The 13,550-nt window shown below is 73.8% G+C and carries 11 protein-coding genes; 6 read left to right on the plus strand and 5 right to left on the minus strand.

The genetic code is table 11. The features are described 5' to 3' along the window. Nucleotides 1–363: 363 nt before the first annotated feature. Both ftsL and rsmH read right to left on the minus strand, forming a co-directional pair. Nucleotides 364–855: a cell division protein FtsL gene (ftsL, locus tag IE207_RS01395; protein WP_373304645.1), complete on the minus strand. Its 492-nt coding sequence runs from the start codon at nt 853–855 to the stop codon at nt 364–366. Further along, on the minus strand, nt 852–1,781 hold the full coding sequence (gene rsmH / locus IE207_RS01400) for a 16S rRNA (cytosine(1402)-N(4))-methyltransferase RsmH (protein ID WP_229873342.1): 930 nt from the start codon (nt 1,779–1,781) through the stop codon (nt 852–854). The genes ftsL and rsmH overlap by 4 nt, the downstream gene beginning before the upstream one ends. Nucleotides 1,782–2,207: 426 nt before the next feature. Between rsmH and IE207_RS01405 the strand changes: the two genes are divergently transcribed. From IE207_RS01405 to IE207_RS01420, 4 genes are all read left to right on the plus strand, one after another. After that, nucleotides 2,208–2,759 carry a beta-class carbonic anhydrase gene (locus IE207_RS01405; RefSeq protein WP_229873228.1) on the plus strand — a complete coding sequence of 184 codons (552 nt, stop codon included), beginning with the start codon at nt 2,208–2,210 and terminating at the stop codon, nt 2,757–2,759. Between the two features lie 157 nt (nt 2,760–2,916). After that, the gene (locus tag IE207_RS01410) at nt 2,917–3,927 is read left to right on the plus strand and encodes an AAA family ATPase (RefSeq protein WP_190182135.1); all 1,011 of its coding nucleotides are present in this window, start codon (nt 2,917–2,919) and stop codon (nt 3,925–3,927) included. Next, on the plus strand, nt 3,927–5,285 hold the full coding sequence (locus tag IE207_RS01415) for a DUF58 domain-containing protein (RefSeq protein WP_190182136.1): 1,359 nt from the start codon (nt 3,927–3,929) through the stop codon (nt 5,283–5,285). The genes IE207_RS01410 and IE207_RS01415 overlap by 1 nt, the downstream gene beginning before the upstream one ends. Then, nucleotides 5,282–7,678 (plus strand): transglutaminase TgpA family protein, encoded by a 2,397-nt coding sequence (locus IE207_RS01420; protein ID WP_190182137.1) that lies wholly within the window; start codon nt 5,282–5,284, stop codon nt 7,676–7,678. Before IE207_RS01415 ends, IE207_RS01420 begins: the two co-directional genes overlap by 4 nt. 345 nt (nt 7,679–8,023) lie before the next feature. Here IE207_RS01420 and IE207_RS01425 read toward each other — a convergent pair whose 3' ends face one another. The 3 genes from IE207_RS01425 to IE207_RS01435 are packed head-to-tail and all read right to left on the minus strand — an operon-like array spanning nt 8,024 to nt 11,791. Continuing rightward, nucleotides 8,024–8,656: a TetR/AcrR family transcriptional regulator gene (locus IE207_RS01425; RefSeq protein ID WP_190182138.1), complete on the minus strand. Its 633-nt coding sequence runs from the start codon at nt 8,654–8,656 to the stop codon at nt 8,024–8,026. 29 nt (nt 8,657–8,685) lie between these two features. Beyond that, a complete protein-coding gene (locus tag IE207_RS01430; protein WP_190182139.1) occupies nt 8,686–10,773 on the minus strand; it encodes a YhgE/Pip family protein in 2,088 nt (695 codons plus the stop codon). Next, a complete protein-coding gene (locus tag IE207_RS01435; RefSeq protein WP_190182140.1) occupies nt 10,745–11,791 on the minus strand; it encodes an ATP-binding cassette domain-containing protein in 1,047 nt (348 codons plus the stop codon). The genes IE207_RS01430 and IE207_RS01435 overlap by 29 nt, the downstream gene beginning before the upstream one ends. 214 nt (nt 11,792–12,005) lie before the next feature. On the opposite strand from IE207_RS01435, the gene IE207_RS01440 reads away from it, so the two are divergent. Both IE207_RS01440 and IE207_RS01445 read left to right on the plus strand, forming a co-directional pair. Then, the gene (locus tag IE207_RS01440) at nt 12,006–12,500 is read left to right on the plus strand and encodes an SAV_6107 family HEPN domain-containing protein (RefSeq protein WP_190182141.1); all 495 of its coding nucleotides are present in this window, start codon (nt 12,006–12,008) and stop codon (nt 12,498–12,500) included. 98 nt (nt 12,501–12,598) lie between these two features. After that, nucleotides 12,599–13,357, plus strand: a complete 759-nt coding sequence (locus IE207_RS01445; protein WP_190182142.1) for a methyltransferase — start codon at nt 12,599–12,601, stop codon at nt 13,355–13,357. Nucleotides 13,358–13,550 lie beyond the last annotated feature (193 nt).

The raw sequence follows: 13,550 nt of genomic DNA on the forward strand, positions 1-13,550 counted from the left end.
GCCACGCCTCCTCGGGCGCCTTCGCCCGGGTCGCGCCCGTGTGCGCCGCCGAGTTCGGGCGGCGCCGACTGCCGGAGCTGGCCACGGAGCGGCAGTGGGCCGCTCACGGCGTGCCGGTGGCCGTCCGGACGGCCGCCGGACGGCTGCCGGACCGGGGCGGGCAGGTCGCCCCGGTGGAGGCCCTGCCGGCCCGCCGCCACGGGCAGTCGTCCGGGGCGCCGGGAGCAGCGGAGGGGCGGCCTTCCCCAGGTGGCGCGGGATCCGGACCGCGGGGCGGCTGCGGACCCGCCGGCGTGCGCGGCGCGGGTCCGGGCGGCACCCGGGGGGCGGGGGCCGGCCGGCGTTCGGGGACCAGTCACGACGTCACCTTCCGGAGGAGGGCGAGCCCGCCGGGCTCGGGGTGGGTGAGGCGGCCGCGGCCGGCGGGGCGGGCGATGCGGCCGGGCTCTGGGAGACCGGCGGGGCGGACGGCGGGGGCGAGGGCGGGGGTGGTGCCTCCGCCGCCGCGGGCGTTCCCGCGACCTTCCCGTCCGGGCCGATGAAGACCGGGCTGCCGCCGGGGACCAGCCCCAGCTCGTGCGCCCGCCGCTGGAGGGCGTCCGGCGCCGAGTACCCGTCGACGTCCCGCTGGAGCTCCTGCTGCTCGTCCCGTAGGACGGTGGTCTCCTTCTTGAGCTTGCTCAGCTGGAAGGAGCCCTGGTTCAGCGCCGAGTTCAGCAGCAGCAGGCTGATCAGGCCGCCGCCGAGCAGCGCCACGACCAGCAGGACGAACGGCATCCGCGCCGCCTGCCCGGCCGTTCCCTGACCGGTCCCCGTCCCGCCGCCCGCGCCCCGCAGCAGCCCGCGTTTGGTCACAGTCGCGCCTCCCGGATGCGTTCGACGCCGCGGAAGCGCGCCGGGGCGGCCCGCCGGTTCTCGGCGATCTCCTCCTCCGTCGGGAGCTCCGCACCGCGCGTGAGCAGTTTCAGCTTCGGCTGGTACCGCTCCGGTACCACCGGCAGGCCCGGCGGCGCGGTGGAGGCCGCGCCCGCTGCGAAGACCTGCTTCACGAGCCGGTCCTCCAGCGAGTGGTAGGACAGCACCGCGATGCGGCCGCCGACGGCGATCCGGTCCACGGCGTCGGGGATCGCCCGCTCCAGCCCGGCCAGCTCGGCGTTGACCTCGATGCGCAGGGCCTGGAAGGTCCGCTTCGCCGGGTTGCCGCCCGTACGCTTCGCCGCCTGCGGCAGCGCGTCGCGGATCACTTCGACCAGCCGGGCGCTGTTCGAGAACGGTTCCTTCCCGCGCTCGCGCACGATCGCCGAGACGATGCGCTTGGCCTGCTTCTCCTCGCCGTACTGGCGCAGGATGCGGACCAGCTCGCCGGGCGCGTACGTGTTGAGGACCTCGGCGGCGCTGATGCCGGTCGTCTGGTCCATGCGCATGTCCAGCGGCGCGTCCTGCGCGTACGCGAACCCGCGGTCGGCCTCGTCGAGCTGCATGGAGGAGACGCCGAGGTCGAAGAGGATGCCCTGGACGGTGGGGATGCCCAGGCCGTCCAGCACCTCGGCGAGGTCGGCGTAGATGGCGTGGACGAGGGTGGCCCGTTCGCCGAAGGGCGCGAGCCGCTCGCCGGAGAGCCGCAGGGCCTCCTTGTCGCGGTCCAGGCCGATCAGGTGGACCTCGGGGAACCGGGCGAGCAGGGCCTCGCTGTGGCCGCCGAGGCCGAGGGTGCAGTCGACGACTACGGCGCCGGGCCTCTCCAGCGCCGGGGCCAACAGGTCCAGGCACCGCTGGAGCATCACCGGGACATGTCGGGACTCGCTAGTCAAAGCGCCCTCTCAGATAACGGCGCGGCAGGCATACGCCGCGCCGCGCACGCGGAGTGTTACTCGGCCCGGGGAGCGATGGCGCCCGGGAGAAGGAGCGGCGTCCAGTGCGGCAGCCGCGACGCCGGGCGCCATCGCTCCCCGGGTCGTGAGGGCCGGGCGGCCGGTGAGGGCCGGGCTCCGGCCGGTTCGCGTCACTTTAGTGCAACGGTCGCCACGGTCAACGAACCGCCCCGCGCGCGGTGCGCCCCGCTCGAACGGAACCCGCAAAAGCCGCCAATCACCCGAACGGCCGACCCCGCCCCACCCCTGTGGGTTAGCTCACAACAACGCCCGTTGACGTTCTTTGTCCACACTCACTCCGTGCTCCATCGGGCTGTGACCATTAACGTCTTACCCATGACGACTTCCGCATCCCTGCCCGCAGACTCCGCAGCCAAGGCATCCGGCGGCCGTTCGGTCACCGACCGACTGGTAGAGGCGAACCGGAGCTATGCCGCCCAGTTCACAGACCCCGGCATGGACGCGCGTCCGGTGCTGCGCGTGGCCGTGGTGGCGTGTATGGACGCCCGCCTCGACCTGCACAAGGCCCTCGGCCTGGAACTCGGCGACTGCCACACCATCCGCAACGCGGGCGGGGTCGTCACCGACGACACCATCCGCTCGCTCACCATCAGCCAGCGGGCGCTCGGCACCCGCACGGTGATACTGATCCACCACACCGGCTGCGGCCTCGAAAGCCTGACCGAGGACTTCCGGCACGAGCTGGAGGACGAGGTCGGCCAGCGCCCCTCCTGGGCCGTGGAGGCCTTCCGCGACGTGGACCAGGACGTGCGCCAGTCCATGCAGCGGGTGCGCACCAACCCCTTCCTGCCCTTCAAGGACGATGTGCGAGGCTTCGTCTTCGACGTACACACCGGGCTCCTGCGGGAGATCGATCCCGTCTCCTGAGTGACACAGCGCCGCAACGCCGTCAAGAATGCGGGGTGACGCCACCCGGGAGCCGTCGGGCCCGGCGTCCGCCCCCTCGCGCGTTCGGGGGGGTTCGGGGTGGGCCGGTTCATGCGCCAAGGGGCGTCGGCCCTGGGAAAGGGCCGAGGAGAACCAGGTGACCACGTACGACGATCGAGCGAGCCTCGCGGATCTGACCAGCACGGCGGAGCGAGTGCGCCACTCGGTCGAGAGCGTCATCGAGGGCAAGCCCGAGGTCGTCCGCCTCGCGCTGACGGTGCTGCTCGCCGAAGGGCACCTGCTGATCGAGGACGTGCCGGGCGTCGGCAAGACGATGCTCGCCAAGGCGCTCGCCAAGTCCATCGACTGCTCGGTCCAGCGCATCCAGTTCACCCCGGACCTGCTGCCCTCCGACATCACCGGTGTCAGCATCTACGACCAGCAGCGCCGCGAGTTCGAGTTCAAGCCCGGCGCGATCTTCGCGCAGATCGTCATCGGCGACGAGATCAACCGCGCGTCGCCGAAGACGCAGTCGGCGCTGCTGGAGTCGATGGAGGAGCGGCAGGTCACCATCGACGGCACCACCTACGCGCTGCCCAGCCCCTTCATGGTCGTCGCCACCCAGAACCCGGTGGAGATGGAGGGCACCTACCCGCTGCCCGAGGCGCAGCGCGACCGCTTCATGGCGCGCGTCTCCGTCGGCTACCCCAGCCGTGAGGCCGAGCTCCAGATGCTCGACGTGCACGGCGGGGCCTCGCCGCTCGACGACTTCCAGGCCGTCGCCCACGCCCACGACATCACCAAGCTGATCGAGGCCGTCCGCGAGGTGTACGTCGCCGACCCGGTCCGCCGCTACGTGGTCGACCTGGTCTCCGCCACCCGCAGCCACCCGGACCTGCGCCTGGGCGCCTCGCCGCGCGCCACCTTGCACCTGCTGCGCGCGGTCAAGGCGTCCGCGGCTCTGTCGGGGCGCGAGTACGTGCTTCCCGACGACGTCCAGCAGCTGGCCGGGCCCGTCCTCGCGCACCGGCTGCTGCCCACCGCGCAGGCCCAGCTGAACCGGCGCACCGCCGAGCAGGTCGTCGCCGACATCCTCCAGCGCACCCCCGTCCCCGCCGCGCACGCCCGCGGCGAGATGCCGCCCGGCGCGGGTCTGCGGGGCTTCTGATGAGCGCCGGTGCCCCGCACGGCGCCGGCGGGACGGCCGAGGGCGCCGGCGGGTTGCGGGCCTCCCTGTCGGGGCTGACCACGCGCGGCCGGTCCTTCCTGGCCGCGGGGGCCGCCGCCGCCGTCTGCGCCTACGTACTGGGCCAGAGCGAACTGCTCCGGGTCGGCCTGCTGCTCGCCCTGCTGCCGCTGGTCTGCGTCCTCGCCCTGCACCGCAACCGCTACCGGGTCTCCGGCAGCCGGCTTCTGACCCCGGCCCGGGTACCCGCCGGGGGCGAGGCCCGGGTGCAGCTGCGCATGGACAACGTGTCCCGGATGCCCACCGGACTGCTGATGCTCCAGGACCGGGTGCCCTACGTGCTGGGGCCGAGGCCCCGTTTCGTGCTGGACCGGGTCGAGCCGGGCGGCCGGCGCGAGGTCTCCTACCGGGTCCGCTCCGACCTGCGCGGCCGCTATCCGCTGGGCCCGCTCCAGCTCCGCCTGACCGACCCGTTCGGGATGGTCGAGCTGACGCGCTCGTTCAGCACGTACGACACCCTGACGGTCATCCCGCGCACCGAGGCCCTGCCCCCCGTCCGGCTGAGCGGCGAGTCCTCCGGCTACGGCGACGGCAGCCGCCGCTCGCTCGCCCTGGCCGGGGACGACGACGTCATCCCGCGCACCTACCGGCGCGGCGACGACCTGCGCCGGGTGCACTGGCGCTCCACCGCCCGCTACGGCGAGCTGATGGTGCGCCGCGAGGAGCAGCCGCAGCGCAGCAAGGCCACCGTCGTGCTCGACACCCGCCGGGACGCCTACGAGGGCGCGGGACCCGACTCCGCCTTCGAGTGGGCCGTGTCCGCGGCCGCCTCCGCCCTGCTGCACCTGCTGGAGCACGGTTTCGCGGTGCGCCTGCTGACCGACACGGGCGACTCGGTCCCCGGTGAGGCGGGCGGCGGGTTCTCCTCCGGCGCCCAGGAGTCCGCCGAGGCGGCCGGGCTGATGATGGACACCCTCGCGGTCGTCGGCCACTCCGACGGACCGGACCTCGGTGGCGCCTACGAGGCACTTCGCGGGGGCGGGGGCGGTTTCGCCGGAGCCGGCTCCGACGGGCTCCTCATCGCCTTCTTCGGGGATCTGGACGACGTACAAACGGAACTGGCGGCCCGGATGCGCCAGCGCAGCGGGGGCGCGGTGGCGTTCGTCCTGGACTCCGCGGCCTGGACCGGACTGCCCTCGCGGGTGGAGGAACCCTTGCGCCGGCTGCGCGACGCGGGCTGGACGGCGCTGGCCGCCCCGCCCGGGGCCGCCTTCGCCGAACTGTGGCGCCGGGCCGGTGCCACCGCCCTCGGCACGACTGCCTCCGGAGGCCGCGGATGAGCGGGCAAGCACGGCTGACGCTCTTCGCACTGCTGGCGACGCTGCTCACCGCCTGGTCGCTGACGCCGCTGGTGGAGTCGCCCGGCTGGCTGGTGCAGGCGGCGCTGCTGCTGGCCGTGCAGAGCCTGGTCGGCGCCGGAGCCCGGCGGGTGCCGCTGGCCCGTTCCCTGACCGTCGGCGCGCAGTTCCTGGCGTCCCTCCTGCTCCTCGCGGTCCTGTTCGCGGGGAAGGCGGAGAACCCCGCGGGCGGGGTGCTGGGCTACCTGCTCACCGACTTCGGGTCGCTGTTCGGGCAGGGCCTGCGGGACGTCGGCGAGTTCGCCATACCGGCCCCGACGACCGACGGCATCCGGCTGCTGCTGCTGTCCGGGGTGCTGCTGATCGGGCTGCTCGTGGACCTGCTGGCCGTGACGATGCGGTCGGCCGCGGCGGCCGGGTTGCCGCTGCTCGCGCTGTACTCGGTGGCCGCCGGGCTGTCGGCGAGCCGCGGCGGCGCCTGGCTCGCCTTCTTGCTGGCCGGCTGCGGCTACCTGATGCTGCTGCTGTCCGAGAGCCGCGACCGGCTCGCCCAGTGGGGCCGGGTGTTCGGCGGGGCCGCACCGGGGCCCGTGGGCGGCGGGGGCGGCGGTCAGGCCGTGGCGCCCGTACGCACCGGACGGCGCATCGGCGCGGTCGCCCTGGGCCTGGCGCTGGTGGCGCCGGTGGCGCTGCCCGCCATGGGCGGCGGGATGCTGGGGGGCGGCGCAGACGGCGACGGCAACGGCCCCGGCGGCGGGACCATCTCGGCGGTGAACCCGCTGGTCTCCCTCCAGAGCAGCCTCAACGCCCAGGACAACCGGGTCGTGCTGCGCTACCGCAGCGACAGCCCCCAGCTTTCCGAGCAGTACCTGCGGATCCTGGCGCTCGACGAGTTCGACGGCGTCAAGTGGGAGGCCTCCGGGCGGCCCCTGACGGACGTCCCCCCGCGGCTGCCCAACCCTCAGGGGCTGAGCAACCAGGAGGTCAGGCGCGGCGCGACCGAGGTGCGCACGACCGTCTCGGCGGCCGAAACGTACGCCCAGCGCTACCTGCCGATGCCGTACCCGGCGACGCAGGTGGACATCGGCGGGAAGTGGCGCTTCGAGCCGGTCGGCCGGACGCTGGTCGGCGACCAGCTCGGCAAGGACGGCTTCCAGAACGTGCAGGGCGCCCAGTACACGGTCCGCAGCCTGCTGCTCCGGCCGACGGCGGAGCAGCTCCAGCACGCCCCGCCGACGGACCCGCTCGTCATGAACGAGTACACGAGGCTGCCGGACAACCTGCCGGCGGTCGTCGGCGACACGGCCCGGCGCGTCACCCAGGGCGCGAAGGACAACTACACGCGGGCCGTGATGCTCCAGGACTTCTTCGCGGTGAGCGGCGGATTCCGCTACGACACGCGGGTGTCCTCGGGGACGGGTTCCCAGGCCATCGTCCGGTTCCTCCAGGACAAGGAGGGCTTCTGCATCCACTTCTCGTTCTCGATGGCGGCGATGGCGCGCTCGCTCGGCATCCCGGCGCGGGTCGCGGTCGGTTTCACACCGGGCACCAAGCAGTCGGACGGCAGCGTGAACGTGACGATGCGCGACGCGCACGCCTGGCCGGAGCTGTACTTCGAGGGCGTGGGCTGGACCCGGTTCGAGCCGACGCCCCGGTCCGGGATCTCGCTGCCGGACTACGGCGGCACCGACACCCCGGCGGCCCAGCCGTCCGCATCGTCCGCCCTGCCGTCGCAGAACGCGTCGGAGCCGGCGACGTCGCCCTCGCAGTCGGACGCGTGCCCGCCGGACCTCAAGAGGCTCGGAGAGTGCGGGACCCCGGTGGGCGGGCACGACGCGGGAGCGGGTTCGGGCGGTGTGTCGGCCCTCGGCGTGCTGGGCTGGGCGGCGGGCGGCCTGTTGCTGCTGTCGCTGCCCGTGCTCCCGCTGTTGTGGCGCAGGCGGCTGCGGACGCGGCGGCTGGCGGCGGGGGACGTGCTGCTCGCCTGGCGGGAGCTGGGTGACGCCGCCTGGGACGTGAACATCCCGCCGGACGGGGCGCTGTCGCCCCGGCGGGCGGCCGGGCGCACCGTGGAGCGCGGGCGGCTGGAAGGCGAGGCGGCCCGGGCGGTGCACCGGGTCGCGGACGCGGTGGAGCGGGCCCTGTACGCCCCGCCCGGGGCCGCGTTCCGGCACGAGGGGCTGGCGGACGACGTGCTGCTGGCGCGGGCCGGGCTGCTGGCGGCGGTGTCCCGGGGCACCCGCCTGCGGGCGCTGCTGCTGCCGCGGTCGGCGGCCCGGGTGGGCTGGGCGGTCTCGGCCCGGTGGTCGGCGTTCGCCTCGGCGCTCTCGGCGCGCCTGGCGGCGGTCCGGCTACCGCTGCGGGGGCGGGGCTGAGGGGCTGAGGGGTTTGGGAGGGCGCTGAGCGGCTGGGCGGCTGGGCGGCTTACGGACGGAACGCCGGTGCGGCGGGGCTCGATCCCCCCGAGCCCCGCCGCACCGCGTGCCCACCGGGTTCCCCCTCCCGGTGCTGGACGAGGACCCGGTCCCGCTCCGCGGCCCCGTGTCCGCGGTGCGGGCCGAGCGGCCCCGTCCGTCGCCCCCAGTCTGCTGTCCGCGCAGGTGGGAGCCCATCCGTACAGGTACTCATTTCGCCGCCCGGGGGCGTCTAGGTACGGATACTCAGTTCTACGCCGCGACCGGGGTCCGGCGGCACCGCCGACCGGGGGTCACCCTCCGGTGTCAGCGGCTCCCGCTGACACGGCCCCGCAGCAGCAGCGACAGCGCCGAGTGCACGTCGTCCAACGAGCGCTCGCTCTGGAAGGACTGCCAGTCCAGTGCGGCCACCAGAACCATGCCGACCATCGCCGCCGCCGTCAGCGGCACGTCGATCTCCGCGCTGAGTTCCCCGCGCTCCACGCCCTCGCGCAGCACGGTCTCCACGACGGCGACCGCCTCCCGGCGGACCACCATCAGCGTGGACTGCCACGCCCTGTTGGTCCGCCACAGCTCGGCCACGTACAGCTGGGTGAAGGCCGGGTAGCGGTCGATGAAGACCAGGCCCGCACGGATCATCTCGTCCAGCGCCTCGACCCGGGTGCCGCCCCGCGCCTCGGTGGACTCCGCCGCTTCCCGCAGCGAGGCGGTCAGCAGCCCCACCCCGTGGCGCAGCAATTCCTCGAAGAGGTCGGTCTTGCTCGCGAAGTTGTAGTAGACCGTGCCCTTGGCGACGCCCGCCCGCTCGGCGATCTCGTCGACCGTGGTCGCGGAGAATCCCTGCTCGGCGATGAGGGTGACGGCTGCTTCGTAGAGCTTCTGCCGGGTCGCCCGCCGTCGGCCGCTGCCGGTACCCGTACCGGTGCTGCTGCTTTCCATGGCGCTGATTCTCACAGGTCACCGGCTCCCTAAAGGCTCAGTTCGGGGTGCAGCCGGTCCATCGTCCACACCTGCTTGCCGCGGGCGGCGAGGGCGGTGAGGGCGAGCGCCCCGGCCGTGAAGGCCGCCAGTACCGCGCAGCCCGTCCACACCGGCGTCAGGTCGCCGCCGGTGATCAGGCGGCGCAGGCCCTCGACGACGTACGACATCGGCAGGTACGGGTGGACCGCGTTGAAGAAGCCCGGGCTGGTCTGGACGGGGTACGTGCCGCCCGCCGAGGTCAGCTGGAGCATCAGGAAGGCGAGGACCAGGATGCGTCCGGCCGCACCGAACTTGGCGTTGAGCCACTGGACGATCGCGGCGAAGCAGCCGGTCACCAGCGCCAGGAAGGCGATGGTCAGCGCCGGGCGGGCCATCTCCAGCCCGAGGCCCCAATGGAGTACGGACATCAGCGCCGCGACCTGCGCGACGCCGATCCCCGCCACGGGCAGCCAGCCCGCGAAGGCGATCCTCCACGGCGAGGCGCCGGTGGCCAGCGCCCGCTTGTTGAGGGGCGCGATCAGCATGTAGGCGACCATCGCGCCGACCCAGAGGGAGAGCGGGATGAAGTACGGGGCGAAGCCGGTGCCGTAGTTGGGCGCCCGGTGCAGGGACTGGTTGGCGAGCCGGACCGGGTCGGCCATCACCTGGGTACGGGCGTCGCGCGCCTGCTGGTCGTAGTCGGGGATCTTGCCGACGCCGTCGTGCAGACCGCCGGCCAGCTCGCCGGTGCCGTCCACCAGTTTGTACATGCCGCCGTCGAGGGTGTGGGCGCCGTCCCCGAGCTTGCCGACGCCTTCGCCGAGGGCGCCGGAGCCGCCGGTGGCGGTACCGAGCCCGGTGTGCAGCTTGGCCATGCCCGAGGCGACCTGGTGGGCGCCGGAGTTGAGGGCGTTGACCTTGGTGACGGCCGATTCGAGGTCGGAGGAGAGGCCGGGGGCGGCCGCGGCGAGCTCGTTGGCCTTCGTCTCCAGGTCGGCGAGCTGGCCGCGGAGCGTGGTCAGGTCGCCGTTGGTGTCCTTGACGACGGTGTTGACGTCTGCGGCCAGCAGGGCGCCCTCGGCCGCGTCGTCCTTGATCTTCTTGAGGTCGGGGCAGGAGGCGAGGCGCGGCTCGGCGCCCGGGGTGACGCAGTGGTCGGTGTAGTACTTGTCGGTGCCGGTGGCGACCCGCTTGGTGACGACCGCCGCGGCGGGGGCCTTCTCGGCGAACTTGCCGAGGTGGTTGTTGACCACCTTGGCGGTGTCGGCGACGAGCCGGGCGGTGTCGGCGAGGGACTTGGGGTCCTTGACGAAGGGGCGCGCCTTCACCGCGGCGCCGTTGACCTTGTCGGCGACCATCTGGGTGCCGTCGGCGACCTCGGACGCACCGGTCTCCAGCTGGCCGGCGGCGGAGTTCAGCTTCTTGAGGCCGCCGGTGAGTTCACCGGACTTCTCCTTGGCCGTGTCGAGGCCGTCGGCGAGTTCCTTGGCGCCCTGCTGGGCCTTGCCCGCGCCGTCCTTGAGCTTGTCGGCGCCGTCGGCGGCCTCGGCGGTCTTGTCGTGGAGGTCGGAGAAGCTGACGAAGATCTTGTCGAGGAAGCCGCGGGAGGCGTTGGTGGACGCGGCCGCGCGGACCTCGGAGAAGACGGTCTTCGAGATCGAACCGACGATGTAGTTGTTCGCGTCGTTGGTGCGGACCTGGAGGGCGCTGGTGGCGGGGTCCGCGCCGGAGCTGGAGGCGATCTTGCTGCTGAAGTCCGCTGGCATGGTGAGGGAGAGGTAGTACTTCCCGTGCTCCAGACCCTTGGCCGCCTCGTCGGCGTTCACCTCGCGCCAGTCGAAGGTCTTGCTGCTGTGGAGCTTCTTGGTGATCTCGTCGCCCGCGGTGATGCGCTTGCCGTCGACGGTGGCGCCGCGGTCGGCGTTGACGAGGGCGACGGGGATCTTGTCGAGACGGCTGTACGGGTCCCAGAAGGAGCAGAGGTAGAGCGCGCCGTAGAGCAGGGGCAGGAGGAGCAGCGCGACGAGGGCTGCGGCGGGGAGCTTGCCCCGGCCGAACCGCTTGAGCTCAAGCGCGGCGAGCTTCGGTGAACGCATCGTCGGCCCCCTTCGTGTCGGTGTCGGCGTCGGCGTCGGCGTTGTGGTCGGCGGCCGCGGCGGCGGTGTCGCTCGCGCCTTCGCCGGGCGTGTTTTCGTCAGGGGCCTCGGCGGCGGGCGGCGTGGCTTCGGCGGCCTCGGCGGCTTCCGCGGGGCGCGGCGTGGCCCTGCCGGCCGCGGCAGAGTCGGCGGCCCTGAGGGAGTCGGCGGCTTCGGGGGCGGCGGCGTCGGCGGCTTTAGTGGCGGGCCCGGCGCCCCAGGTGATCTCGGTGTCGCGGGCGGGGCGGGCGGTCGGCGGCTCGGGCCGCGCCGGCTCTTCGGCGGTGGCGCCCAGGCGCAGGACCGTCGCGTCCGCGGGCGCCTCGCTGCACACCGCGAGGACGGTGGTCCCGCGTTCGGCGAGCGAGCGCAGCAGGGCCCAGGCCTCGGCGCTTTCGGCGGCCGGGAGCTTGAGGTCGACGTCGTCGAGCGCCAGCAGGCGGGGTGAGGCCAGCAGGGCGATGGCCACCGAGAGCCGCAGGGCCTCCAGCCGTTCGAGGTCGCGCACCGCGGTGCGCGGTCCCTTGGGCAGGGTGTCCAGGTCGAGTCCGGCGGCGGTGAGCACCTCCTCGATCCGGGCCGTGGTGGAGAGGCGGCGCTCGCCGCGCGGGCGCAGCAGGGCCCGGACGGGGCCTTCGTAGCGGCGCTGGAGCAGGGCGCCTTCGCGCAGCTGTTCGGCGACGGTGAGGGCGGGGTCCAGGTCGTTGACCCCGGGCACATGGGCGAGGGCGGAGATCCGGCGGACCGCTGCCATCTTCTTCGGCAGCCGGTGGCGGGCGATCTCGGCGTGCCCCTCGGTGGCCTTCATCCGGCCGGTGAGGGCGAGCAAGAGGCAGGTGCGGCCACTGCCCGAGGGGCCGACGATCGCGACGAGCGAGCCCGGATCCGCGTCGATCCCCACCCCCCGGAACACCCAGCCCCGCGGGCCTTTGAGTCCGAAGCCCTCGGCCTTGACGGCCGCGCCGTGCGGGCTGTCCACGCCACTCCCCCTTCTTTTGAACTGACCGGTCAGTCTAAAAACTACCAGGCTTAGTTGCACTTCGCCCATCGAGGGCCCCCACGAGGGCGAAGCCGCAGGTCAGCGCGATTGTCAGTGGGGCCCGTCACGATGGGGACAGGCAAGAACACCAGGCAAGGACACGACCCGCACCACCCAGCGTTCCGCAGCAGTACGCATCGACAGGAGGTTCGTCATGGCCACACCGTCCCCGTCCCCTGTCCACCCCGTCCCGAGGAAGTCGGCGGCCCCACCGGCCGCTCTCGATCTGCTCGCCAAGGCCCGCGACGGCCTGGCCGAGGCTGCGCTCCTGCCCCGGCCCAACGAGCGGTACGCCACCGCGCACCTCGCCGCCCTGCGCGCGGCCGCGGCCGTACTCGCCGCCCGCGGGCGGCCCGAGCCGGTGCACCCGCGCCGACGGCCGCGGATCCGCAGCGCGTGGGAGGTACTGCCGGAGATAGCGCCGGAGCTGACGGAGTGGAGCGCCCTGTTCGCCTCTGGCGCCGCGCGCCGGGCCCGGGCCGAGGCGGGCATACCGGACGCCGCGAGCTGCCGGGACGCCGACGACCTGGTCCGCGAGGTCGGCATGTTCCTGCGCCTGATCGAGCGCATGCTGGCCCTCTCGGCGGGCGGCCCGGGCGGCCGCCCGGGCCTGCCTCAACCCCGGCCGGAGCGTCCGCAGGCGGGATGACCTGCCCGGCTGCGGGAGGCAATAGGGTGGGGCCTGCACCGCTCACCCTCCTCCAGCTACCGCTGGGAGGTGCCCCCTACGCCGAGGAGTCATCAGTCGTGTCGGACACTTCCCGCCCCCGCGCCTCGCTCCGCACCGCCGTGGTGTGGGAGGTCCTCAAGGAGGTCCTCGACCGCCGGGTGAAGGCGACCGGCCGGGACGTGCTCGACGTACTGGACACCGGCGGCGGCACCGGCAAGTTCGCCGTACCGGTGGCCCGGCTGGGCCACCGGGTCACGGTGGTCGACCCCAGCCCCAACGCACTGTTCGGGCTGGAGCGCCGGGTCGCCGAGGCAGGCGTCGCCGAACTGGTGCGCGGCGTCCAGGGCGACGCCCAGGGCCTGCTGGACGTGGTCGAGAGGGACGCGTACGACGTGGTGCTCTGCCACGGCGTGCTGGAGTACGTGGACGACCCGGCCGAGGGCGTGGCCAACGCCGTCGCCGCCCTGCGCCCCGGTGGCGTCCTCAGCCTCCTCGCCGCCGGCCTCGGCGGAGCGGTGCTGGCGCGCGCACTGGCCGGGCACTTCACCGAGGCCCGCACGGCCCTGACCGACCCGGCCGGCCGCTGGGGCGCGGGCGACCCCGTCCCGCGCCGCTTCACCGCTGAGCAGCTGGCGGAGGTCGTCGGTGGAGCCGGACTCGAGGCCGGCCCGGTGCACGGCGTACGGATCTTCGCCGATCTCGTGCCCGGGGTCCTGGTGGACACCGAGTCGGGGGCGGTGGAGGCACTGCTGCGCCTGGAGGAGGCCGCCGCCGAGCTGCCCGCCTTCCACGCGGTGGCCACGCAGTTGCACGTCCTGGGCGAGAAGCCCGCCTGATCTGCGAAGCTCTCGTGCACGGGGTTCGCCGGACACCCTCCGAACGGGCCGCCGTCCCCGTATGATCGAGCACACCGGTCGGCATGGCGGACCGGTCATTGGGGAATAAGCGCCTCACTGACCACGCCCGCAACGGTGCGGTCTGACGCTGCGCTTCTTCCAGGCGACGTTTTTCCGGCAGTGTTTTTCCAGG

The organism is Streptomyces cirratus (assembly GCF_014650775.1).
In the GTDB taxonomy this organism is placed as follows: Bacteria; Actinomycetota; Actinomycetes; order Streptomycetales; family Streptomycetaceae; genus Streptomyces; species Streptomyces cirratus.